The 23,681-nt window shown below is 72.1% G+C and carries 17 protein-coding genes and 1 pseudogene; 11 read left to right on the top strand and 7 right to left on the bottom strand.

What is annotated here, in order from left to right; all coding sequences use genetic code 11:
- Positions 1-135: 135 nt before the first annotated feature.
- From FLP10_RS05930 to FLP10_RS05920, 3 genes are all read left to right on the top strand, one after another.
- Positions 136-1,644, top strand: coding sequence for an anaerobic C4-dicarboxylate transporter family protein (locus FLP10_RS05930; RefSeq protein WP_149160034.1), 1,509 nt, complete (start codon positions 136-138; stop codon positions 1,642-1,644).
- 67 nt (positions 1,645-1,711) lie between these two features.
- Complete coding sequence (locus FLP10_RS05925) at positions 1,712-3,064, top strand: M20/M25/M40 family metallo-hydrolase (protein ID WP_149160033.1); 1,353 nt, start codon at positions 1,712-1,714, stop codon at positions 3,062-3,064.
- A gap of 203 nt (positions 3,065-3,267) precedes the next feature.
- The gene (locus tag FLP10_RS05920; protein ID WP_149160032.1) at positions 3,268-4,278 is read left to right on the top strand and encodes a hypothetical protein; all 1,011 of its coding nucleotides are present in this window, start codon (positions 3,268-3,270) and stop codon (positions 4,276-4,278) included.
- Positions 4,279-4,498: 220 nt separating this feature from the next.
- Here FLP10_RS05920 and FLP10_RS17665 read toward each other — a convergent pair whose 3' ends face one another.
- The 4 genes and pseudogenes from FLP10_RS17665 to FLP10_RS05905 all read right to left on the bottom strand — a co-directional run bounded on the left by FLP10_RS17665 (position 4,499) and on the right by FLP10_RS05905 (position 6,834).
- Positions 4,499-5,050 carry a hypothetical protein gene (locus tag FLP10_RS17665; protein WP_246150217.1) on the bottom strand — a complete coding sequence of 184 codons (552 nt, stop codon included), beginning with the start codon at positions 5,048-5,050 and terminating at the stop codon, positions 4,499-4,501.
- A 733-nt stretch (positions 5,051-5,783) separates the two neighbouring features.
- Positions 5,784-5,852 (bottom strand): annotated as a pseudogene (locus FLP10_RS17660) (hypothetical protein); the annotation flags it as partial.
- A 92-nt stretch (positions 5,853-5,944) separates the two neighbouring features.
- Positions 5,945-6,307: a PadR family transcriptional regulator gene (locus FLP10_RS05910; RefSeq protein ID WP_149160031.1), complete on the bottom strand. Its 363-nt coding sequence runs from the start codon at positions 6,305-6,307 to the stop codon at positions 5,945-5,947.
- Between the two features lie 95 nt (positions 6,308-6,402).
- Positions 6,403-6,834: a VOC family protein gene (locus tag FLP10_RS05905; RefSeq protein WP_149160030.1), complete on the bottom strand. Its 432-nt coding sequence runs from the start codon at positions 6,832-6,834 to the stop codon at positions 6,403-6,405.
- A gap of 114 nt (positions 6,835-6,948) precedes the next feature.
- Here FLP10_RS05905 and FLP10_RS05900 point away from each other — a divergent pair, with 114 nt between their 5' ends.
- A complete protein-coding gene (locus FLP10_RS05900) occupies positions 6,949-7,905 on the top strand; it encodes a helix-turn-helix transcriptional regulator (RefSeq protein ID WP_149160029.1) in 957 nt (318 codons plus the stop codon).
- Between the two features lie 50 nt (positions 7,906-7,955).
- On the opposite strand, the gene FLP10_RS05895 is transcribed toward FLP10_RS05900, so the two are convergent.
- Both FLP10_RS05895 and FLP10_RS05890 read right to left on the bottom strand, forming a co-directional pair.
- Positions 7,956-8,468 (bottom strand): DUF5684 domain-containing protein, encoded by a 513-nt coding sequence (locus FLP10_RS05895; RefSeq protein WP_149160028.1) that lies wholly within the window; start codon positions 8,466-8,468, stop codon positions 7,956-7,958.
- Between the two features lie 14 nt (positions 8,469-8,482).
- Positions 8,483-9,256 carry a hypothetical protein gene (locus FLP10_RS05890; RefSeq protein WP_149160027.1) on the bottom strand — a complete coding sequence of 258 codons (774 nt, stop codon included), beginning with the start codon at positions 9,254-9,256 and terminating at the stop codon, positions 8,483-8,485.
- Between the two features lie 147 nt (positions 9,257-9,403).
- On the opposite strand from FLP10_RS05890, the gene FLP10_RS05885 reads away from it, so the two are divergent.
- Entirely contained in the window at positions 9,404-10,252 is an 849-nt protein-coding gene (locus tag FLP10_RS05885; protein WP_246150215.1) for an alpha/beta fold hydrolase, read from the top strand.
- 115 nt (positions 10,253-10,367) lie between these two features.
- On the opposite strand, the gene FLP10_RS05880 is transcribed toward FLP10_RS05885, so the two are convergent.
- On the bottom strand, positions 10,368-11,309 hold the full coding sequence (locus tag FLP10_RS05880) for a hypothetical protein (RefSeq protein WP_149160026.1): 942 nt from the start codon (positions 11,307-11,309) through the stop codon (positions 10,368-10,370).
- 281 nt (positions 11,310-11,590) lie between these two features.
- Between FLP10_RS05880 and aceA the strand changes: the two genes are divergently transcribed.
- From aceA to FLP10_RS05850, 6 genes are all read left to right on the top strand, one after another.
- Positions 11,591-12,931, top strand: coding sequence for an isocitrate lyase (gene aceA / locus FLP10_RS05875; RefSeq protein WP_149160025.1), 1,341 nt, complete (start codon positions 11,591-11,593; stop codon positions 12,929-12,931).
- 130 nt (positions 12,932-13,061) lie between these two features.
- Positions 13,062-14,759 (top strand): malate synthase A, encoded by a 1,698-nt coding sequence (gene aceB, locus FLP10_RS05870; protein ID WP_149160024.1) that lies wholly within the window; start codon positions 13,062-13,064, stop codon positions 14,757-14,759.
- Positions 14,760-14,861: 102 nt separating this feature from the next.
- A complete protein-coding gene (locus FLP10_RS05865) occupies positions 14,862-15,422 on the top strand; it encodes a GNAT family N-acetyltransferase (protein WP_149160023.1) in 561 nt (186 codons plus the stop codon).
- Between the two features lie 23 nt (positions 15,423-15,445).
- Entirely contained in the window at positions 15,446-16,378 is a 933-nt protein-coding gene (locus FLP10_RS05860; protein WP_246150214.1) for an FHA domain-containing protein, read from the top strand.
- Between the two features lie 18 nt (positions 16,379-16,396).
- The gene (locus tag FLP10_RS05855; RefSeq protein ID WP_149160022.1) at positions 16,397-17,524 is read left to right on the top strand and encodes a serine/threonine-protein kinase; all 1,128 of its coding nucleotides are present in this window, start codon (positions 16,397-16,399) and stop codon (positions 17,522-17,524) included.
- A complete protein-coding gene (locus FLP10_RS05850; RefSeq protein WP_149160021.1) occupies positions 17,524-23,583 on the top strand; it encodes an Ig-like domain-containing protein in 6,060 nt (2,019 codons plus the stop codon). The genes FLP10_RS05855 and FLP10_RS05850 overlap by 1 nt, the downstream gene beginning before the upstream one ends.
- Positions 23,584-23,681: the final 98 nt, after the last annotated feature.

Here is a 23,681-nt window from a genome sequence, read left to right as displayed (position 1 = left end):
CCGGCGGCCCTCCAGCTCGCCGCCGCCCGGGCGCGACGACTCGTGAGCCTCGGATCCTCGCCCCGGACCGGTCTGCGGCGATACGCTCCCCCCAGACCTCATTGACCGCGGTCCTAGCTCAGGGGGAGAGCTCGCATGGAAATCGTGCTCGTGGTGTTGCAGGCCGTCGTCGTCATCGGGGCGATCGTGCTCGGTGTTCGCGTCGGGGGAGTCGGTCTGGGGCTCTGGGGTGTGGTCGGCACCCTGATCCTCGTGTTCGTGTTCCGGCTGCCGCCGGGCAGCCCACCCGTCGACGCCTTCTTCATCATCATCGCGGTGATCACGGCGTCGGCCGCCATGCAGGCCGCCGGCGGCATCGACTACCTCGTGTCCATCGCGTCGAAGGTCATCCAGGCGAATCCGAAGCGACTCACCTACGTCGCCCCGCTCGTCGCGTTCGTGTTCACGCTGCTGTCGGGCACGTCGAACATCTTCTTCGCGCTCATCCCGGTGATCTACGAGACCGCGTACCGCAACGGCCAGCGGCCCGAGCGCGCGCTCGCCGCGTCGACCGTCACGAGCGCCCTCGGCATCACCTCGAGCCCCGTGTCGGCGGCGATGGCGGCCTACCTCGTGCTCATGGACGGGTCGGGGTTCGCGCTGCCGCGGATCCTCGCGATCACCATCCCCGCGGCGATCGTGGCGTGCCTCGTCACGTCGTTCGTGCAGCAGCGCATCGGCAAGGAGCTGCTCGACGACCCCGTGTTCCTCGAGCGGGTCAGACAGGGCCGGATCGAGATCCCGGCGGCGCTCGCCGAGCAGGCTGCGGCGCGCGGGCTCATTGCGGGCGGCGCCGCGAGCGGTGCGGATGCCTCCGGTGCGGATGCCTCCGGCGCGGCCACCCCCGGTGCGGACGCCTCCGGCGCGGCCGCCTCCGGGTCGACGCGGACGGGCAAGCGCGGCAGCGACGCGGCACCCGCTTCGACGAAGCACATCGAGCACGCGGTGCCGCCCGGCGGCGCGACCGCCGCGTGGATCTTCCTCACCGGCACGTTCCTCGTCGTCCTGCTGGGGCTCTTCCCGGGCCTGCGGCCGGCGTTCCCGACGGGCGAGGACGGCACGCTCGAACCGCTCGGCATGTCGCCCGTGATCGAGATGATCATGTTCAGCGTGGCGCTCGCGATCATCCTCGTGCGCAAGGTGAAGCCGGCGGCGATCGTCGAGCAGTCGTTGCTGAAGGCCGGCTTCGTCGCCGCGATCGCACTCTTCGGCATCGCGTGGATGGCCGACACCTTCATCAGCGCCAACCAGGAGACCATCATCGACCCGCTCGGCGACCTGATCGATGCGGTGCCGATCCTGCTCGCGGTCGCCCTGTTCCTCGTGGCCGGCCTCACGACCAGCCAGTCGGCCACGACGAACACGCTCATCCCGATCGCGCTCGCCGCCGGGCTCGCGCCCGGGGTCATCACCGCGATGTGGCCCTCGCTCGTCGGCGTCTGGCTGTTCCCCGCGAACGGGTCGCAGATCGCCGCCGTCGAAACCGACCTCACCGGCTCCACGAAGCTCACCCAGGTGCCGGTGTGGCACTCGTTCACGATCCCGATGCTGGTGTCGTGGGTGACCGTGGTGGTCGTGGGCCTGCTCGTCCAGCTCGTCGTCTGAGCGGCGCCGACCCGTCGCATCCGGGCACGAAGGCCCGTCGCATCCGATCAGGAAGAAGGAAGCCGAAATGACCGACACCTCCGACCTCGCCGCGCGGGCGGCCGCGCTCATGCCCGAGGTGATCGAGCGCCTCGAGGCGCTCGTGCGCATCCCGTCGGTCGCGTTCCCGGGGTTCGACCCCGCGCCCGTGCACGAGATGGGGCAGGCCGTCGTCGACCTGTTCACCGCGGCCGGCGCGACCGACGTCGCGCTGCTCGACGTGCCCGACGGCTACCCGTGCGTCTACGCCGACCTGCCCGGGCCCGAGGGGTCGCCGACCGTGCTGCTCTACGCGCACTACGACGTGCAGCCGGCGCCGAAGGAGCAGGGCTGGACGAGCGAGCCGTTCGAACCCGTCACCAAGGACGACGGACGCATCTACGGTCGCGGCGCGGCCGACGACAAGTCGGGCCTCGTCATGCACTACGGCACGCTGAAGCTGCTCGGACCCGACCGACCCTGCCGCATCAAACTGCTCGTGGAGGGCGAGGAGGAGACGATCTCTCACCTCGAGGCGTTCGTCGAGGCCAACCCCGAACGGTTCGCCGCCGACGCGTACGTGATCGGCGACATCGGCCCGCAAGAGGTCGGCAAGCCGGGCCTCACGACCGCGCTGCGCGGCGACGTCGCGTGCACGGTCACGGTGCGCACGCTCGCGAACCCCGTGCACTCGGGTCTGTTCGGCGGTGCGGCGCCCGACGCGCTCACCGCCATGATCCGCATCCTCGACACGCTGCACGACGAGCACGGCGACACCGTGTTCCCCGGCGTCGACGGGGTCGGGGCGTCGTGGCCCGGCGCCGAGATGGACGAGCAGGTCTACCGCGACGGGTCGGCCATCCTGCCCGGCGTCGAATTCCTCGGCACGGGCTCGCTCAGCGACCGGCTGTGGGCCAAACCCAGCGTGACCGTGCTCGGCATGGACGTGCCGAACACGCAGGAGGCCTCGAACGTGCTGCTGCCGCAGGTCACCGCGAAGCTGTCGATGCGCATCGTGCCCGGCAGCGACGGCGAGGGCCAGCTCGAGGCGCTGATGACCCACCTGCGCTCGCAGCGGCCGTGGAACGTCGAGGTCGAGGTCGAACGGGTCAAGGTCGGCCACGCGTTCGCGGTCGACGAGTCGCACCCCGCGATCGTCGCCGCCGAGGGTGCGCTCGAGGAGGCGTACGGCGCGCCGGTCGAGCTCATCGGCAGCGGCGCGTCGATTCCGCTCGTGGCGTCGCTGCAGAAGGTGTCGCCCGGAGCCGCGATCATCCTGTGGGGTGCGGAGGACACCGCGAAGGCGCGCATCCACGCGTCCGACGAGTCGGTCGACCCGAAGGAGATCGAGCGCATGATCGTCGCGCAGACGCGGTTCATCCAGAAGCTCGCCGCGCGCTGAGCGCGCTCCCGCGCTCCCGCGCTCCCGCGCTCCCGCGTCGGGGACGCTCGTGGTCGCTCAGGAGCGCGCTGCGCGACAACCAGCGTCCCCGGCGCGGTGGTGCCGTTCGGCGCGGCCGCCCACACCATTCCCGCGGGGACGCTTCTCGTCGTTTGCGGCTCGGGCGAGCGACCACGAGCGTCCCCGCACGGGTCGTCTTCGGCGTGGGCGGGGTCGACGCGAGTACTCCGCGCGGCGACCGTGGAGAACGCGGATGCTCCACAATCGATGCCGCCGCGGGCCAGGGTGCCTCGGGTAGCTTCGATGCTGGGCGGATGCCACGTCCTCTGCCATTGCCTGACGGATTCGATGTCTTCCCGTTCGCGGTCGCGGATGCTCTCGCGGCGGGAGCGTCGCGGAGGAGGATGCGCGCGACCGACCTGCATGCCCCCTACCGGGGTGTGCGCACCGTCGTCGGAATGCCCGAGTCGTTCGAGCGGCGATGCGCCGAATACGCCGTCATCATGTCGCCCACGCACGCCTTCTCGCACGCGACGGCGGCCCGATTGCACGGGATGCCGCTGCCGTTGCGACTCCAACAGGATGCGCGATTGCATGTCACGGCGCGCGGTGGCCGGCGCGCCCCGAGAGCTTCGGGCATCGCCGGGCACAAGACGTCCGTGAACGTGGCGATCCGCCGTGTTCACGGACTGATCGCATTCTCGCCGGCCGACACCTGGTGTTCGCTGGCCTCGCAATCGTCCGTCGACGAACTGATCGTCGCCGGAGACCGCCTGCTCGGGCTGCCGTATCCGATCGCGACGACCTCGGAGATCGATGCTGCAATCGCGCGGTATGGTGCCCGAACCGGCGCAGACCGGCTGCATCGCGCCCGGCTCGAACTGCGGGCCGAGGTGTACTCGGCACGGGAGACGACGACCCGGCTCGTCCTCGTGCGGGCGGGTCTGCCGGAGCCCGAGCCGAACGGTGTCATCGTCCTGCGCCGCGGTCGGCGGACTCGCGGTGATCTCGTGTTCCGCCAATGGAAGGTGCTCGTCGAGTACGAGGGCGAGCACCATCTCACCGACGTGAAGCAGTGGCACACCGACGTCGACCGTCTCAACGATCTGATCGAGGACGGCTGGCGCGTGATCCGCGTCACGAAGGCGACGACGGCAGCCGAGATCGTGGAGCGCACGCGCCTCGCCCTCATCGAGCGCGGATGGAGCGGATGACGTCGTCGGGGTCGCTCGTTGTCGGGTCGCCGGGGTCGAAGCGGCAACGAGCGTCCCCGGCGGGGAGGGGTGCGGCGACGAGCGTCCCCGGCGCGGGAGGGGTGCGGCGACGAGCGTCCCCGGCGCGGGAGGGGTGCGGCAACGAGCGTCCCCGGCGGGGAGGGGTGCGGCGACGAGCGTCCCCGGCACAAGGAGGAGGGGCAGCGGAAGCGGCCGCGCGTCACTCGAACGCGAACAGCGGCGGGAAGACGACCACCACGACCAGCGCCCACGCGAGGTAGACCGGCAGGTAGGCGGTCTGCCAGCGCTCGAGCGCCGCGAACGGCCGTCGCCCGCGAAGGAACCCGAGCTGCAGCCAGGCCGCCCAGGCGAGATTCGCCAGCAGGATGAGGTTGAGCCCGAGCGAGGCCGTCTTGTTGGCGCTCCATCCGAACTCGCCGGTGCGCGCGATCATCGCGACGAGCACGAGGGCGTCGATAATGAGCGCGCTGGCGAGCATGACGAGCTGCAGTCGGTCGAACCATCCGGGCCGAAGCAGCGGGTCGCGCGCCGAGTACGAGTAGACGAGCAGCGCGAGCACGACCACGAGCACGAGGTCGAACGCGATGAGCAGGTCGCGGCTCGCGTCGACGAGGTTCCACTGCAGGATCGCGGCGACGATGAGCGCGAGCATCATCAGCGTGAAGAGCGGCGTGAAGACCTTCGTGAGCACGGGCGCGATGTTCTCGATCACCCGCTGCTTCGCCTCGACGAGCCAGGCGGCGACGAGCACCGCGCCGGCGGCGCCGCACGGGATGACCCATTCGTTGACGAACCACGTGATGTCGACGCCGATCGACGAGAAGACGCCGACGGTCAGGGCGGTGAGCCCGGCCCCCCCCGAGCGCGATGAGCAGGTAGTAGACGAACCACTCGCCGCTGAAGCGGACGAAGTCCATGCGGGCCCGCCCCGAGCGCCAGTCGCCGTCGGCGTAGGCGAGGCCGACGGCGAGCCAGAGCACGACGACCGCGTGCACCGAGGCAAGCAGTTCGGTCGCCGCGACGGGCGCGCCGAACGCTTCCATCGCCGCGGTCGAGTCGAACGGGGAGACGTTGAGGATGATCGCCACGAGTGCGAAGGCACCGGCGACGACGGCGGTCGCGCCGACGCCGAGGGCACGCCGCCAGACGAAGTAGGCGGCGACGAAGGGCAGGACGAGCAGCGACCAGTTCCGCACGAAGAACGCGGGGTCGTCGGCGACGTCGAGGCCGAACGCTTCGGGCGCCTTCACCGCGAGCCCGGCGCCGACGCCGAGCCCGAGCGCGACCCAGAGCGAGCGGATGCCTCGTGGCCGGGTCGCTCGATCGCGCGCCTCGTCCGAGGCATCCGAACTCGTGGGCCCGCGCGAGGCGTCGCCGTCGGAGAGGACGAGCTGCTTCCAGAGTCGCTCGGAGTGCTCGCGGGCGTACTCGCGCGAGAGCTCGTCGACGGCTCCGAGTCGCTTCACCGCGATGAGGAACGCCTCGTCGTCGGAGAGGCCCGCGCTGCGGAACGCGTCGACCCGGTCGCGGAGGTGGCCTTCGAGTTCGTCCATGTCCTGCGACGTGAGGGAGTCGCCGGCGCTGACCCAGTCGCGCCACGACGAGATGAGCTCGTCGAGCTCGTGCCGCTCGTCGGTCGCCATGGTCACGCACCCCCCAGGGCGAAGCGCGCGCCCGGGTCGCGGCCGTCCCACACCTTGCCGAGCACCTCGCCCACGACCGCCCACTGCCGACGCTGGTCGGCGAGGGCGGCGGCGCCCTGCGCACTCAGGCGGTAGTGCTTGCGCGGGCGACCGGCGTCGGACTGCTTCCACTCGCTGTCGACGTGGCCGAGGCGCTCGAGGCGGTGCAGCAGCGGGTAGAGCATGCCGTCGCTCCACTGCAGCTCGCCGTCGGACAGCTCGGTGATGCGCTGCAGGATCGCGTAGCCGTAGGAGTCGCCCTCGGCCAGGATGCCGAGAACGACGGGCGTCGCGGCGGCCGCGACCAGGTCTTTGCCGATGCGCATGGGGTGCCTCCGGGGGTGCGTCGTACGGATGCCTCGTGGTTCTAGATACCCCGCACTGCAAGGTATCTAGAACCGCAAGGTATCATGGCCGGCCCTCAGGAGTCGAGCATGTGCAGGTAGTGCACGTTCGTCATCACGCCGAGCACGTTGCCGAATGGATCGACGACCGAAGCGGTGACGAACCCCTCGCCTCGCGGGGTGATGGGATCGAGCACGGATGCGCCGAGGTCGAGCAGCCTGGCGACAGCGGACTCGAGGTCGTTCACGTGCCAGTGGATGACGGCGCCGGCCGGGGCCGCCGGGTCGTCGTTCCGAGCGGGGGTCGCGAACGATGCCGGCGCGAATCGGCGGTCGATGAAGCCGAGCTCCTGCTGGTGATCGCCGATGCGGAACTCGACGTAGGCGGGCCGCCCCTCGGGACCCTCGCGGGTGAAGTACGGCTCGATGCCGAGGACCTCGGCGTACCAGTCGGCCGCCGCGGCCGGGTCCTCGACGTAGACGTTCACGGTGGCGATGCCTCGCAGCATGGGGTTCCTCCTGGATGGTCGGGGCCGGATGTCGCCGGCCCTTGGTGTCGATGCATCCATGGTCGAACGGAGAAGTGCTCACCTTCTGACCACTTTTCCGAGGAGAATCGGAACATGCGTGCAGACCGGCTCGTGGCCACGCTCCTCGTCATGCAGGCGCGCGGCCGGGTGACCGCGGCCGAGCTGGCCGAGGAGCTCGAGGTCTCGGTCGCGACTGCTCGCCGCGACCTGCTCGCCCTGTCGAGCGCCGGCGTGCCGGTCTACCCGCAGCCGGGCCGCGGCGGCGGGTGGTCGCTGCTGGGCGGCGGTCGCACCGACCTCAGCGGGTTCACGGCCGGCGAGGCGCGGGCGCTCCTGCTGCTGCTCGGGCCGCGGGCGGATGCCTCGGAAGTCGGCCGTTCGGCCCTGCGCAAGGTGCTCCGGGCGCTGCCCGAGCCGTTCCGGCGGGATGCGCAGGCGGCATCGGCCGCGGTGGTCGTCGGCGGTCGGGACTGGCGCGAGGCATCCGTGCCCGAGCACCTCGACGCTCTACAGCACGCGGTGATCGACCGCCGCGCCGTGCGGTTCGACTACACCGCTTGGGGTCGCGAGCCGGGCGCACGGCTGGCGCGCCCCCTCGGACTCGGCGACCGCGGCGGCACCTGGTACCTGCTGGCCGACACGGATGCCGGCCGACGCACGTATCGACTCGATCGCATGGCACGGCTCGAAATCCTCGACGATCGGTTCGACCCACCCGCCGGTTTCGACCTGGATGAGGCGTGGGCCGAGCTCGGCGAGGTCGCGCGAGCCGCAGGTTCGCGGGCCACCGCGGTCGTGCTGGTCGAGGCCGACCTTCTCGCGGAGTTCCGCGGCTGGGTCGGCCCGGCCGACCGGCTGCCGTCGCTGCCGGGCGACGGCGATCGGGTGCGCGTGCGGGTCGGCGGGCATTCGATGGAGGTGCTCGCGCGGCGCCTCGCCGGTTGGGCCGAGGTCGCCGCCGTCGTCGAGCCCGCCGAGCTGCGGGTGCGGCTCGGCGAACTGGGCGCCGCGCTCGCCCGCCGATACCCGACGGATGCCCCGCAGTCGTGAGCGGGCTCGGGCGGCGGTGGTCCCGGGATCAGACTCCCGCCCGGCGCGACTCAGGCCGGCGGAACGGGAGGGGCCTGGTACGTCTGGGGCGGGAAGGGCTGGGCGGGCTGGGCGACGGGCGGGAGGTACGCGGGCACCGGCTGCGGGTACCCGCCGGCCGGCGGCTGCAGGCCGCGCCAGGGCGACCCGCCGAACCCGATGAGCGCCATCCAGACGAGCGGCAGGAAGACGTACAGCACCGTGTGGCCGACGCCCTTGCCGAAGCCCTCGTTGACCTTGTGCACGGCCATGATCAGGAACACGACGGCGACGATGTTCGCGCCGGGCACGAACGACAGCAACGCGATCCAGCCCTGCTGGCCGCCGAGCTCGAGCAGCCTCCAAGAGCTGTAGAGGGGCACCCAGGCCGGCCAGCCGGGCTGGCCGGTCGCCTGGAACACCTTGGAGAGGAGCACGCCCGTGGCGACGTACGTGGCCACCAGGATGAGGCCGATGAGCGCCCAGATGACGACGAACATGCCGATGCTGGCGGCGAGCGCGTCGGTGGCTGCGAGGTGAGTCATGACGGTGTCTCCGGTCAGATCAGCGAGAGCGTGAGGTGGGTGGCGACGTCGCCCGACAGGGCCTCGTCGAGCGATTCGGTCGTCGGGCACTCGACGTAGATCATCACGCCCTCGCCGGCGGGCGAGAAGGTGCGTGCGATCACGGCGATCTGCGAGGCATCCGTCGTGAAGTACTCGATGACCGCCTCGGCCTCACCGACCGGCTCGCCGACCACGTCGCCGTGCACGATGCTCGTCGTGAACGAGTCGGGGTCGGGCTCGGTGTCGAACATCCACTCGATGAACCCGTGGCTGGTGGCCTGGTCGCCCTGCGAGCGGTCGATCTCATCGGGCAGCGACCCGTTCTCGTACGAGACCGCGCACCCGGTCGACGCGTTCGTGTAGCCGAGGTAGCCGATGGCGCCCTCGGTGGTGGGCGTCCACGCGTCGACGGCGGTGAGCGTGTCGTTGACGCCCGCGTACACGCCCTCGGGCACCTCGACGTCGAACGGCAGATCGACCGGCAGGTCGGGGCCGACGGCGAGGTCGGTGGGATCGGAGCCGGCCTCGGAGTCGATGCCGAGCCCGGTGCCGTCGGCCTGGTCGCGCACCTCGCTCTGCACGGCGGCGATCGTGGCGAACGTGGTCGCCAGCACGCCGACCACGTAGACCGGCACGAGGATGACGGGCAGCGCCGTCACCACGATGGCGAGGGCCATCGCCCAGCCGAAGCCGGGCTTGCGCGGGGGGCGCGGGGGTTGCGGCTGCGGTGGCACGGGCATGCCGATCGTCGGCGGGGCAGCGGTCACTGCGGCTCCTCGAGGGGTTGGGGGCGGCGGCCGAACACGGGCCGTCGCCCGATGCTATGCGATGGCGGGGCGACGTGTGCGACCGCATCGCGGAGCTGTTGACAACTCGCCCGTCGCGATCCGTCGGGGTCGGCTACCGTCGATCGGGTGCAGACCTTCGTCGCCGCAGACGGCGCCCCGATCGCCTACCACGTCCTCGGCGAGCCGAGCGCCGGCGAACCGGGCGCCGGCGAACCCGCACTCCTCGTTCCCGGCGGGCCCTGCCGCGGCGTCGACTACCTCGAAGACCTCGCCGGCGTGGCATCCGACCGCCCGATCGCGGTGCTGCACCCGCGCGGCACCCCGACGACCGGCGGCCGTTCACGCGGCTGGTGGACCGACGCCGACGACCTCGTCGCGTTCGCCGACCACCTCGGGCTCGACGCCGTGGACGTGGTCGCGCACTCGGCCGGCACCCGGCTCGCGCTCGCCGCGCTGGCGCGGCACCCGGCGCGCATCCGCAGCCTCGCGCTGGTGACCCCGCCCGCGGCATGGTTGACGGGCGTCGCGTACGACGGCGATGCGCTCGCCCGGGCGCGTCGCGACCCGCTGGTGGATGCCGCGTTCGCCTCGATCACGGGCGACGGGCCGCGCGATCAGGCGGAGTTCGAGCGCGCCCGCGTGACCGAGGGCCCCGCGGGCTACGCGCGCTGGACCGAGCGCGAGCGGGCGCACGCGACGGTCGGAGCCTGGCGGCTCTCGTCGATCGAGGCCTACTTCACCGGCATTCCGGATGACGCGGCCGCCCGTATCCTCGCGGCGCCCCGCCGCCCGACCCTCGTGGTCGCCGGCGACGGGGACATCCTGGTCGGCGTGGGCCCGGTGCGGGCGTACGCCGACGCGCTCGGAGCCGACCTGCGGATGCTCGCCGAGTGCGGACACTACCCGTGGGTCGAGCAACCTGCGGCGTTCCGCACGGCGCTCGAGGGGTGGCGGGCATCCGGGTCGAGCCGGTAGCCCCGACCAGGAGTATCGCGGTCGAACGCGGCGGCACGCCCGGCGGCGAGCCGAGCGTGCGCCGACGCACGGAGGGGCCGGTCGTCGCGCGAGGACCGGCCCCGCGGTTCTGTGCTCAGTACCCGAAGGCGTGGTCGCCCGGCTCGAGCGTCGCGCCGGTCTCGATGCGCACGAGGTCGGCGCCCGCGATGCCGTCGGTGCGGTCGGCGTCGTACCAGACCACCACGGCGCCGTCGTCGGTCGTGCCGGTGAACGTGCGGCCGCCGCTCTCGTAGCAGTTGCGCACCTCGAGCGAGGTGAGGTCGTCGAAGCCCTCGGCTGCCACGGTGCGGACCGTGTGCGACTTCGGAGTGTCGTTCGGCACGGTGATCTCGAGCAGCTCGCCGTCGCCGGTCGAGCCGTAGAGGGTGCGAATCGGGTCGGTGTAGGAGCCGTAGACCGCGGCGAGTTGCTCGATCGCGCCGAGCTGACGGCTGTTGCCGACCGTGCCCGGGTTCGTGAAGACGCCCGGTTCGTCCCAGCCGTTGAACTCGAACCGCCACAGCACGCCCTGCGGCGTCGTCGACGTCGGCAGGGTGCGCAGGGAGAACAGGTAGGGCCCTGCGACGGTGAGCGGCGCGCCGCCCGCCTGGCCGGAGTCGGTGATCTCGAGACGGTCGGGCTCGCCGAGGTGCGTGCGGTACTCGACCTCGAGCAGGCGACCGGTCGGCGAGACCGCGAGGTAGCTCCCATGGCCGCCCTCCTCGTCGCCCGAGCCGCCGATCCACACGAGATCGCGCGGCACGAAGTCGAAGGTGTCGCTGCCCTCGGGCGACTCGGAGCGGGCCACCTCGCCCGGCGCTCGGGTGGAGTTCACGACGAGCGTCTCGAGGGCGCCGTCGGCGGTCACGATGCTCAGCGCGCCCTGGCAGTCGGCGGGCAGGTCGGCGAGGGTCGGCGCCGGGTCTGCGGCGACGGCGGGTGCGGTGCCGGAGGCCACGAGTGCGGCGGCGGCTGCGGCACCGAGCAGGGCGATGCGGGCGGGGCGTCGGGTGACGACGTGCTCCTGTTCGTTCATCGGGAAGGGTCCGACGCAACGATACGGACTCCCTGCGCCGCATCCGATGGGGAGCACTCCCCGGCCGTGCACGGCGGCAGGGCGCGAGGCCCGAGCCCGCTGAGAGCGGGTTCCTTCCGCGGCGCAGAAGAACCGCGGAAGTTCACCCCCCGAATCCTCGGTCGCACCCCCGGCACGCCCCGCACAGTGGAGGACACAGGCCACCGGATGCCCCGTCGCACGCCGCCGACCACGGCCGGCCGAGGCACGAGGCATCCGATCACCACCGAAGGAGCACGACGATGAGCACCCAGCCCGCCCGCCCCGGCGACCAGACCCAGACCGCTGCCGAGCTGCAGCTCGAGTGGGACGCGAACCCGCGCTGGGAGGGCGTCACGCGCGACTACACCGCCGAGGACGTCATCGCCCTGCGCGGCCCGGTGCGCGAGGAGCGCACGCTCGCCCGCCGCGGCGCCGAGAAGCTGTGGGAGGACATCCAGCGCAACACCGGCACCGCGTTCGACCGCATGGATGACCCCGAGTGGTCGGCGGCACTCGGCGCCCTCACCGGCAACCAGGCCGTGCAGCAGGTGCGCGCGGGTCTGAAGGCGATCTACCTGAGCGGCTGGCAGGTCGCGGCCGACGCGAACCTCAGCGGCCAGACGTACCCCGACCAGTCGCTCTACCCGGCCAACTCGGTGCCCGCGGTCGTGCGCCGCATCAACAACGCGTTGCTGCGCGCCGGCCAGATCGAGCAGGGCACCGACGGCCCCGACGGCGAGCGCGACTGGTTGGCCCCGATCGTCGCGGACGCCGAGGCCGGCTTCGGCGGACCGCTGAACGCCTACGAGCTCATGCACCAGATGATCGAGGCGGGCGCCGCCGGCGTGCACTGGGAGGACCAGCTCGCGAGCGAGAAGAAGTGCGGCCACATGGGCGGCAAGGTGCTGATCCCGACGTCGCAGCACATCCGCACGATCAACGCGGCGCGCCTTGCGGCCGACGTGGCCGGCGTGCCATCCGTCATCATCGCCCGCACCGACGCGCTCGCCGCGACCCTGCTGACGAGCGATCACGACGAGCGCGACCGCCCCTTCGTGACGGGCGAGCGCACCGCCGAGGGCTTCTACGAGGTGCAGAACGGCATCGAGCCGGTCATCGCCCGCGGCCTGGCCTACGCCGAGTACGCCGACCTGCTGTGGGTCGAGTCGGCCGAGCCCGACCTCGACCTCGCTCGCCGGTTCGCCGAGGCCGTGCACGCGAAGTTCCCGGGCAAGCGCCTGAGCTACAACTGCTCGCCGTCGTTCAACTGGAAGCGCCACCTCGACGACGACCAGATCGCGAAGTTCCAGCGCGAGCTCGCGAGCATGGGCTACGCGTTCCAGTTCATCACCCTCGCGGGCTTCCACGCCCTCAACCACTCCATGTTCACGCTCGCGAAGGACTACAGCGAGCGGCACATGAGCGCATACGTCGAGCTCCAGGAGGCGGAATTCGCCTCGGAGGCATCCGGATACACCGCCACGCGCCACCAGCGCGAGGTCGGCACCGGCTACTTCGACCAGATCGCCACGGCGCTGAACCCCACCAGCGCGACGCTCGCCCTCGTCGGATCGACCGAGGAAGACCAGTTCACCCACTGACCCGAGCGGTTCGCCCCTGAACTCTTTTCAGGAGGAACCGCCCGAAACGGTCGCTTTTCAGGAGGAATCGCCGCGTCGCGCGACGATCGACGCGATTCCTCCTGAGAAAAGCATTCAAGGAGACGAGACCATGAATACGCTCACCATCGAACGAACGGATGCTCCGCCGCAGGCGGCGCGCCGCAGCCCGCGCACGGGCGCGCCGACGACCGGCAGCTTCGCGACCGTCGCACCGCGGATCGAGGTCACCGGCGCCGCCGGCGAGCGGTACGACGAGATCCTCACACCGGGCGCACTGGAGTTCCTCGCCGAACTCCACGACCGCTTCGCCCACACCCGGCACGATCTGCTCGCCGCGCGCCTGCAGAACCGGGTGGACGCCGCGAACGGCCGCGACCCGAAGTTCCTCCCCGAGACCGAGCAGATCCGCCGCGACCCGTCGTGGCGCGTCGCCGGCCCCGGCCCGGGCCTCGAGGACCGCCGCGTCGAGATCACCGGCCCCACCGACCGCAAGATGGCCATCAACGCGCTGAACAGCGACGCGAAGGTCTGGCTCGCCGACCAGGAGGATGCCACGAGCCCCACCTGGCGGAACGTGATCGAGGGGCAGCTCAGCCTGTTCGACGCGCTGCGCGGCGACCTCGAGTACACGAGCCCCGAGGGCAAGCAGTACCGCGTGGCCCGCGACATCCGCGAGACGCCCACGATCGTGATGCGTCCGCGCGGATGGCACCTCACCGAGAAGCACATCCGCTTCCACGACCGCGCCGGCCGCGACATGCAGGCGTCGGGGTCGTTGGTCGACTTCGGGCTGTACTTCTTCCACAACGCGAAGAAGCTCATCGAGCTCGGCCGGGGGCCCTACTTCTACCTGCCGAAGCTCGAGTCGCACCGCGAGGCGAAGCTGTGGAACGACATCTTCGTCTACGCGCAGGATCGGCTCGGCATCCCGCACGGCACGATCCGCGCGACCGTGCTCATCGAGACGATCCAGGCCGCGTTCGAGATGGAGGAGATCCTCTTCGAGCTGCGCGACCACTGCGCTGGCCTGAACGCCGGCCGCTGGGACTACATCTTCTCGATCGTGAAGACGTTCCGCAGCCGGGGCCGGCGCTGGACGCTGCCCGACCGCAAGCAGATCACGATGACGGTGCCGTTCATGCGCGCCTACACCGAACTGCTCGTCGCGACCTGCCACAAGCGGGGTGCGCACGCGATCGGCGGCATGAGCGCGTTCATCCCGAACCGCCGCGACTCCGAGGTCACCGAGCGCGCCCTGCAGGCCGTCTCGGCCGACAAACGCCGCGAGGCATCCGACGGCTTCGACGGCACGTGGGTGGCGCACCCCGATCTGATCGCGACGGCGCGCGCCGAATTCGACGCAGTGCTCGGCGATCGGCCGAACCAGGTCGACCGCCTGCGCGACGACGTGAGCGTGACGGCCGCCGACCTGCTCGACATCCCGTCCGCGGGCGGTCAGGTCACCGAGGCGGGCGTCGTCGACAACATCTCGATCGCGATCCGCTACCTCGAGTCGTGGCTGCGCGGCGTGGGGGCCGCCGCCATCGACAACCTCATGGAGGATGCCGCGACCGCGGAGATCTCGCGCTCGCAGATCTGGCAGTGGCTGCACGAGAACACGGTGACGGCCGAGGGCGTCCGCATCGACCAGACGTTCATCGTGGGGGCGATGGGCGAGGCGGTGCGCGCGCTGCCGCGGTTCGACGGCGACCGATTCGACGACGCGATCCAGGTGTTCCGCTCGGTCGCGCTCGAGCCCGAGTTCCCGACGTTCCTGACGCTGGGGGCGTACGCCAGGTTCCTCTGAGGTCGATCACGGCGGATGCCTCGCCCGGGCCGACCCCGGGCGAGGCATCCGTCTGCGTCGGAGCACGGCAGACCGCCCGCACGACAGGATTAGGCTGACGGGATGACCGGAGTCCAGGTGCGTCGGGCGACGCCCCACGATGCGGACGCGCTCGCCGCGGTCGCGGCCATCACCTTTCCGCTGGCCTGCCCGCCGTCGACGACGGATGCTGCGAAGCAGGCCTTCATCGCCGCCCATTTGACCCGTGAGCGGTTCGCCGACTACCTCGCCGACCCCGCGCGACTGCTGTTCATCGCCGAGGACGCCGACGGCGCGCTCGGGTACACCATGCTCATCTTCGGCGAGCCGCGCGACCGCGACGTCGCCGCGGCGATCAGCCTGCGACCGACGGTCGAGCTGTCCAAGTGCTACACGCTGCCCCGTGCGCACGGGTCGGGCGCGGCATCCGAGCTCATGACCGCGTCGCTGGCTGCGCTCGCCGACCTCGCCGAGCGCCCCGCGGGCGTCTGGCTCGGCGTCAACCAAGAGAACGAGCGCGCCCAGCGGTTCTACCGCAAGCACGGGTTCGAGCGGGTGGGCGTGAAGCGGTTCCTCGTCGGCGACCGCTGGGAGAACGACTTCGTCTACGAGCGGCGTCTCGCGCTCGTCGCCGTCGCGAGCTGACCCCGCTCGGGTACAGTCGAGATGTGTTCGAGTACGCCCCCGCGCCCGACGGCTCCGCGCCCGGGTTCGCGATCGTGACCGAGCGCTTCGTCACCCTGCTCGGCCGAGACAGCGGCGCCGAGTTCGCGGGCGAGCTGTACGCGCTGCTCGAGGGCGAAGACGCAGAGCTCGCCGATGTGCTCGACCTGCTCGCCCTCGAGGGCGGTCCGCGCGACTGCGGCATCGTCGAGGTCGCCGACGAACAGGCGCGTCGGGTGCACGTCGCGGTCCGCGGCGCGGTCGACGTGGCGATGGACGGTGTGGCGTCGACCCGGTTCTCGGGGCCGGAGGGCGGGGCATGGGTGCTCGGCGAGGCGTCGGGCATCGACGCGCTGCGGCTCGCGATCGGCGCTTCGGCCCGGGCGGGCGCGCGGCTTCCGATGCATCGCGGCGTGGTGCGCACGTCCGAGATCGCGATGGCGCAGGTACGGCGTCCCGCGCCGACGCGGCGCGACCCGGCGACCCGGCCGATCGAGCTGCCGATGCCCGCTGCGGTCGCCGAGGTGGTCGCAGCCGCGATCGGGCCGGATGCCTCGGGCGAGGCGCTCACCGACTGGATCGTGCGCCTTCCCGACGGCGGCGAGGTGCGCCCTCCGGTCGTGTTCGGTCGCCGCCCGTCGGCCGTGCCGGGCGAGAGCGGCGTGCACGTGGTGACGCCGTCGCCCCGCCGCGAGATCTCGGGGCGCCACCTGCAGGTGCTCGTCGTCGACGGCGTGCCGGTCGCGATCGACCTCGCGTCGACGAACGGAACCCTCGTGCGTGCCCCGGGCAGGGCGCCTCACCTGCTCATCCACAACGCTCAGGTTGCGCTTTCGCCGGGTGATATCCTCGACCTCGGCGAGTCGTACCTCGTGACCGTGGGGGAGGCGGGGGCGACGCGTTCGGAGGAGCAATTCGGGTCGGTCAGCCCGGGCTGACACGGGAGGGACTCGAAGGTGGCACCACGGCGCACGGCGACGCCTCCGGTCATCGCGGGCTACACCTACGTCCGCCCGCTCGGTTCCGGCGGGTTCGCCGACGTCTTCCTCTACGAACAGGACATGCCGCGTCGGGTGACCGCGGTCAAGGTGCTGCGCGCCGACGCGATCGACCCCGAGGTGCGGCGCAGCTTCAACGCCGAGGCCGACGTCATGGCACGGCTCTCGACGCATCCGGCGATCGTCACCATCCACCAGGCCTCGATCTCGTCCGACGGCCGGCCCTACCTCGCGATGGAGTTCTGCCCCGAGACGATGGCGGCCCGCTACAAGCGCGCCCCGCTGCCCGTCGCCGAGGTGCTCGATGTCGGCGTGCGACTCGCCGGTGCGCTCGAGACCGCGCACCGGGCGGGGCTGCTGCACCGCGACATCAAGCCGTCGAACGTGCTCATCAACGCCTACGGCGCTCCCGTGCTGGCCGACTTCGGCATCGCCGCGGCCGCGCACGGCGACGACGAGAGCGAGGTGTTCGCGATGTCCGTGCCGTGGAGCGCGCCCGAGGTGCTGCGCGAAGAGGTATCGGGCACCGTCGCGAGCGAGATCTGGAGCCTCGCGGCGACGCTGTACACGCTCGCGGCCGGCCGAAGCCCGTTCGAGGTCGACGACCGCGCCCGCAACACGAGCGAGCAGCTCATGAAGCGCATCGCCCGGGCGAACTACCCGCAGATCCCCGTGCCGGGAACACCGGCCGAACTCGACCGGGTGCTCGCGACGGCGATGACGCGCGAGCCGGCCCGCCGCCCCGCGTCGATGGCGGCGTTCGCCGACCTGCTGCGCGACGCGCAGTACCGCCTCGGTCTGCCCGTCACCGCGTTCGAGGTCGCCGCGCCCGAATGGGCCGGCGCCGCGCCGGTGCGGTTCTCCGACGCCTCGGTGCGGGGGCCCGTGATCACCACGGTGGCACCGAACTCGCGACGTGCGCAGCGCGCGGCGAAGCGCCTCGCCGCAGGCGTCGACCGTGACGGCCTGCCGGTGGCGGCCGTGGCGCCGAAGCGGTCGATGACGGCCGGGCTCGTCGGCGCCGGCGTGGGCGTGGTCGTGGTGGGTCTCGCGGTGGTCGTCCTCGAACTCACCGGGCTCATCTGATGGCCGCGGGTACCGAGCGCCGCGGGCCGCGGCGCGGGGCGATCGCGGCCCTCGTCGCCGCGGTCGCGGTCGTCGGCACCGTCGCCGGATTCGCCATCACCTCGGCCGGTTACCAGGCGCAAGAGGTGCCGCGGCTCGAATCCTCGGTGTGGGTGACACGCGACGACGGCAAGTACGCGCGCGTCAACACCGACCTCGCCGAGCTCGACACGGTGCGCACCGTCGACGACCCCAGCGGCGTCGCCCAGTCGGGCGCCGACGGCGTGGTGTTCAGCGGCGGGTTCCGCGAGCGCTGGTCGATCGACGCCGCGTCCCCCGCCGACCTCGTCGACGCCCGGGCGGTCGCCGAGCCCGCCGCCGAAGCCGACCCGGCCGGCGGCGTCGTGGCCGTGCCCGACCCGACTCCCGAGGGCACGCGCGAGGTCGTTTCGGCCGGCCGGCATCTCGTGTACCGCAGCGATTCGGGGCGCGTCTCGGTCGGGTCGCTCGACTCGGCCGACGTCGCCGCGGTCGACCCGTTCGCTGCCGAGGCGCGCGAGGAGGGCGGCGAGGCGGCGGTCGTCTACTCGGCCGACGCCGTCGGCATCGACGCGTCGGGCCGCCTCGTCGCGTACTCGGCCGCCGAGGGCGCCGTGCGGGCGTTCGACGCCGACACCCTCGAGTTCGTCGCCGATCCGGTCGAGCTCGCCGACGCTCCCGGCACCGAGGCGGGGCTGCAGCTCGCGATGGTCGGCGGGCGATGGGTTCTCGTCGAGGCCGCCGAGGGGCGCGCGTGGGTCGAGGGGCTCGACGAGCCGATCGACGTCGACGTCCTGGGCGATGCGCGACTCCAGCAGAGTTCGATCGCGGGCGAGTCGGCGCTCGTCGCCGACAGCTCGGGGCTCGTCGAGATCGACCTCGCGACCGGCGCCGTCACGCGCACCGTGCAGACCTCCGGCGTGCCGGCCGCGCCCGTGCGGGTCGGCGACGATGCGTTCGCCGGCTGGATCGCCGAGCGCGCGGGGATGCTCTGGTCGGCGTCGCGCGGCGAGGTGCCGCTGACGGTTCCCGACGACGCGCTCGAATCGGTGCCCGCGATCGTGCCCGAACTGCGCTCCAACGGCGACCGCGTCGTGCTCAACGAGACGACCAGCGGGCTCGTGTGGACGGCGCCCGATGGCCGGGCCGTGCCGCTCGGGCAGTGGGAGGCCGACGACGACGCCGAGCAGCAGGGTTCGCTCGTCGTCGACGATGTCGCCGAGCAGAAGCCGCCGGTCGCGGTCGCCGACGCGTTCGGTGTGCGCGCGGGCCAGCTCGTGCGGCTGCCCGTGCTGCTGAACGACCACGACCCCAACCGCTCCGACGTGCTCACGATCGATCGTGGATCGCTGGGTCAGCCGGCCGACGGCGGATTCGGCACCGTGTCGCTCGTCGCGAACAGCCAGACCCTCGTCGTCGACGTGCAGGCGACGTCGGGCACCACGACGTTCCAGTACGCGGTCTCCGACGGGCAGGCGGTGTCGGCGCCGGTCACCGTGACCCTCACCGTCATCGGCGACGACCAGAACTCGCCACCCGACTGGTGTGGGGTCGACGAGTGCCGTCAGGTGTGGCCCTCGCCGCAGGTGCTGCCCGGCGGCACGGCGATCGTGCCCGTGCTCGAGGCGTGGGTCGACCCCGAGGGCGACCCCGTCGTGCTCACCGACGCGCGCGCCGTCCAGCCCGACGCCCCCGTCACCGTGGTGCCGCGCGCCGACGGCCGGGTGGCGATCCGGCACACCGATCCCAACGCCGACGACGCATCCATCCCGATCACGGTGACCGTGACCGACGCGCACGGCGCGTCCTCCGAGAAGACCCTCGAGCTCGTGGTCTCTGCGGCGTCGCCGCTCGTGGCCGAGGCGGTCGCCGTGACCGCGGGTGCCGGCGAGACGGTCGCGGTCGAGGTCGCCGATCACGTCTCGGGCGGTTCGGGCGCGTTCCGGCTGCTCGACGCGGTCGACGCCAAGGCCGGGGCATCCGGCCTCATCGTGACCCCGAACCCGGCCTCCGGCGAGATCGAACTGGGTGCGCCCGAACCGGGCGAGCACGTGGTGACCTACACCGTGGTCGACTCGGTGTCGCAGGCCGAGCAGTCGGCGACCATCCGGTTGACGGTCGTCGATCGGGGCGCTCCGCTCGGCATCGCTCCGATCTCGGCGTTCGTCCGACCCGGCGAGGACACCACGGTCGACGTGCTGCGCGCCGTGCAGAACTCGAGTGGGCGCGTACTGCTGCTGTCCGAGGCGTCGAGCTCCACGGGCGACCTCAGCGTCGGCATCGTCAGCGCCTCGCACTTGCGGGTCGCCATCGCGGGCGGATCGGTGCCGGTCGGCGCGAACGCCATGCTCGGGCGTGCGCGAGTCACCGTGACCGACGGCACGGGCGCATCGGTCGTCGGCGTCGTGAACGTCTTCCTCGCCGCCGATGCCGGCGACGAGGCTCCGATCGCCCTGCCCGACAGTGTGACCGTGCGTGCCGGCGAGCTCGCCGACATCCCCGTGCTCGCGAACGACGTCAGCCCCCGCGGAGCACGACTGCTGGTCGGGCACGACGTCGTCGGCTCCGGAACCGACGGCGAACTGGTCTTCGCCTCGGGCGACCTGCTGCGGTACGTGGCGCCCAAAGTCCCCGGCACCTACCGGCTCACGTACTCGGTCGCCCTCGAAGCCGACCCCACGCGCACCGACCACGCCGCGGTGACCGTGACCGTGCTGCCGGCCGGCGCCAACCGCCCGCCCCGCCCGCCCGTGCTGTCGGCGCGCGTGCTGAGCGGGCAGAGCGTCGAGATCCCCGTGCCGCTCTCGGGCATCGACCCCGACGGCGACCGCGTGGTGCTCTCGGGCATCGGCCAGCCGGCTGCGGGTGCGGGAACCGCGTCGATCGGGGCCGAGGGCGATGCCATCGTCTACCGCGCGCCGGAGTCGGGCGTGGTCGGCGGCCAACTCGAGTTCGTGTACACCGTGCGCGACGGGTCGGGTGCCGAGGAGACCTCCACCGTACGGGTGGGGGTGCTCGACGCCGGGCTCTCCGACGCGGCGCCGGTCACGTTCAGCGACTACGTGCGCACCACCCGCGGATCCGGCACCCCGATCACCGTGCAGCCGCTCGGCAACGACCGCGATCCGGCGCTCGGGTCGCTCGAGCTCATCGACGTCGTGCCGAACGCGCCGACCGGCAGTTCCGAGTACGACCGGCTCGCTGCGCTGATCGACCCCGCAACCTCCTTCGGCGAGGGTCGGGTGGTGCTCCGCGCTGGCGACGTGGTGGGCACGAACTCCTACCTGTATACGGCCCGGGCGTCGTCGACCTCGTCGACCGCGCAGGGGTTGATCGTGCTCGGCGTCGGCGAATCCGCGGCGGTCGATCACCCAGTCGTGAGCGACACCGTCGTCACCGCCCGCAACCGAGCCGACTTCGAGCGCGGCGGGCTCGATGTGGTCACCGGAAAGGTCGCCTGGCCGAACGGCGACCTGCAGAGCCTCGAGGTCGAGCTCTGGGGTTCGGCGGCGGCGCGCTACGACGTCGACGGATGGCGGGTCTCGGGCGAGCTCCCCGCTCGCGGCGACCTGGTGCCGTTCCGTGTGACCTCGCGCGATGACGACGCGATCGAGGCGTACGGGATCCTGCGGATCCCCGGGTTCGACGACCTGCCGGTGCAGCTGCGGGCCGACCTCGACCCGGTCGACGTCGGCGAAGAGAAGACGGCGGCCTTCGATGTGCGCGAGCTGCTCGACCTGCCGGCGTCAGACCAGGTGCAGCTGGGCGACGGCCCGTTCACGGTGCAGCGTGCGAACTCGTCGTGCACGGTCGCCGGCGGCAACCGCGCGCAGTACCAGGCGGGCCGCGAGGCGCCGTGGACCGATACCTGCCTCATCCCCGTTCGGCTCGAGGGGCAGCAGCGGTGGTCGTCGATCGCCGTGCCGATCGAGATCGAGCCGAAGAACCCGCAGGCGCAGCTGTCGGCGATCTCGCGCACCGTGGTGCCCGGCGCCACCGAGACGGTGGCGCTCTACGACGCGATGACCTCGTGGGAGGGCGGCCGCGAAGGCGACCGCGCGGCCCTCGACTACCGGGTCTCGTACAGCGGGGCGTCGTTCGTGCAGCAGGGTGCGGGCGACCAGGTGACCTTCGAGGCCCGCGCCGATGCGGTGCCCGGCACCCGCGAGACGGCGACCGTCTCGGTGTCCGCGTTCGGGGGCCTGAGTGCGACGATCACGCTCGTGGTCGGCGCGGCGCCGCCCGACGCGCCCCGCGGAGCGTCCTTCACCAAGGAGTGCACCGTCAGCGACGGCAGCTGCTCGATCCCGGTCACCGGTGTCGGCGGCGAGTACGACCCGTTCGCGGGAAAGCCCGGCGCGGGCCTGCACCTCGTGTCGATCGGCGTGAGCGGCGGCGGGGTGCGTTGTGACGCGGCATCCGTCTCGGTCGTGGGCGACGCGGTCGTTGCGACCTTCCCCTCGGGCAAGACCGCCTTCGGCGGCACCTGCACCGTGCCGTACACCGTGCGCGATGCGCAGAACCGCACGGGGCAGGGCACGCTCACGATCGACGTGCTCGGGTACCCGCAGGCGCCGCAGACGATCTCGACGGTCGGGTACACGGGCTCGAGCGTGACGCTCGAGATCCCGCTCGGCGAGGCGGCGAAGGCGCACCCGCCGGTCACGGGCGTCACGATCCAGCGAGACGGCCGCGCCCAGGATGCCTCGTGCTCGGCCGAGCTCGCGGGGGTCTGGCGCTGCACCGTCGCGGGGCTCGAGAACGGCCAGCGCTCGCACTACACCGCACGCGCCGTCAACTCGGTCGGCGAGTCGGTCGAGACGAGCGCGGTCGAGAGCTGGGCCTACCGGGCACCCGAGATCGTCGACCTGTCGTCGCGACCGATCTTCGACGAGGGAACCAGCCGTGATCGCGCGATCGTCGAGCTCACCGTGCGCTCGTCGGCTGACTCCCAGGGGTTCCGCATCGTCGAGCTGAACCGGCCGCTCGAGCGTCAGGGCGACGTCTCGACGTACCGGCTCGAGCTCTCGCCCGGCAACCAGATGCTGACCCTCGTGCCGTCGAGCCGCTTCCAGCCGCCGATCGCCGGGTCGGTCGACGGCAGTTCGCGATCCATCGCGGTTGAGGCCGCGGGCGCGCCGAAGCTCCGCAGCGATATCGGCGCGGGGGCCAAGTCCGATACCTCGGTCGAGGTGACCGGCGGCGAGGTCGACCCGAACGGCTCGAGCAAGCCGATCGAGGCCCGATACATCGCCTGGCGCGGTGGCGGCGAGCCGCAGTGCGCGGTGTCCTCGAGCGGCGGCGGGTTGACCGTCTCGGGCGGTTCGGGCGCCGTGGTCTCCGAGACGTCCGTGATCTCGGGGCTCGAGTCGTACCAGGAGTACCGCGTGAAGGCGTGCGCGTCGAACGGCTTCGGCGTGGTCGTCTCGAACACGGTGTCGGTCGACGTGGTCGTCACGCCGCCGAAGCCGGGCGGCACCACCACCTACTCGGTCAAGACGACGCCCGAACAGAGCGGGTCGCAGTACTTCTACGGCATCGCTCGCGCACCCGACATCCAGGTGCCGAGCAACTACAACCAGCGCCAGTTCAAGATCTACGGCGATTGGACCGACAGCTTCCAGCTCGACCCCGAGCAGGCGCCGTCGCAGGTGCAGGTGCGCGGCTGCTGGCGCTGGGGCATCCGCTGCTCCGACGCGGCGACGGCCACGCCCGAGACGGCGCCCACGACCGTCGTCGTGACGTTCGCCGACCGGTGTCCGGCCGAGGCCGCCGCCGACCTCGTGGCCATCTCGCGCGCCGCGCGAGACTCGGCCACGGTGAACTGGGTGACGGCGGAGGACGGGAAGTCCGCGGTCTACACGGTCGCGTTCACGGGCGCCTACGCGTCGCTGCAGTCGATCGAACGCACCGTGGCGCTCTGCCCGCCCGAGCCCGAGCCCGAACCCGAGCCTGAACCGACCGATCCGCCGACCGAGCCGACCGCCCCCCCGACGACGGAGCCGACCGATCCCGGCGGCGGAACCGGCACCGGCGGCTGACTCGGCTCCAGTCGAGACATCCGCCGGGGCCCCGCCCGAGACATCCGCCCGAGACATCCGACCCGACCCGACCGGCGCCCAGCCCATCCGAGAGGACC

Source organism: Agromyces intestinalis, from assembly GCF_008365295.1.
GTDB classification, from domain to species: Bacteria; Actinomycetota; Actinomycetes; order Actinomycetales; family Microbacteriaceae; genus Agromyces; species Agromyces intestinalis.
The sequence above is the reverse complement of the archived record's forward strand: the minus strand, read 5'-3'. Positions and strand labels throughout refer to the sequence as shown.

Bases quoted from the DNA above. Each gene is read 5' to 3' on its own strand.
- FLP10_RS05895 (WP_149160028.1), bottom strand. From the start codon at position 8,468: ATGACTCACCTCGCAGCCACCGACGCGCTCGCCGCCAGCATCGGCATG.
- FLP10_RS05930 (WP_149160034.1), top strand. From the start codon at position 136: ATGGAAATCGTGCTCGTGGTGTTGCAGGCCGTCGTCGTCATCGGGGCG.
- FLP10_RS05925 (WP_149160033.1), top strand. From the start codon at position 1,712: ATGACCGACACCTCCGACCTCGCCGCGCGGGCGGCCGCGCTCATGCCC.
- FLP10_RS05905 (WP_149160030.1), bottom strand. From the start codon at position 6,834: ATGCTGCGAGGCATCGCCACCGTGAACGTCTACGTCGAGGACCCGGCC.
- FLP10_RS05865 (WP_149160023.1), top strand. From the start codon at position 14,862: ATGACCGGAGTCCAGGTGCGTCGGGCGACGCCCCACGATGCGGACGCG.
- FLP10_RS05850 (WP_149160021.1), top strand. From the start codon at position 17,524: ATGGCCGCGGGTACCGAGCGCCGCGGGCCGCGGCGCGGGGCGATCGCG.
- FLP10_RS05910 (WP_149160031.1), bottom strand. From the start codon at position 6,307: ATGCGCATCGGCAAAGACCTGGTCGCGGCCGCCGCGACGCCCGTCGTT.
- FLP10_RS05880 (WP_149160026.1), bottom strand. From the start codon at position 11,309: ATGAACGAACAGGAGCACGTCGTCACCCGACGCCCCGCCCGCATCGCC.
- aceA (WP_149160025.1), top strand. From the start codon at position 11,591: ATGAGCACCCAGCCCGCCCGCCCCGGCGACCAGACCCAGACCGCTGCC.
- aceB (WP_149160024.1), top strand. From the start codon at position 13,062: ATGAATACGCTCACCATCGAACGAACGGATGCTCCGCCGCAGGCGGCG.
- FLP10_RS05900 (WP_149160029.1), top strand. From the start codon at position 6,949: ATGCGTGCAGACCGGCTCGTGGCCACGCTCCTCGTCATGCAGGCGCGC.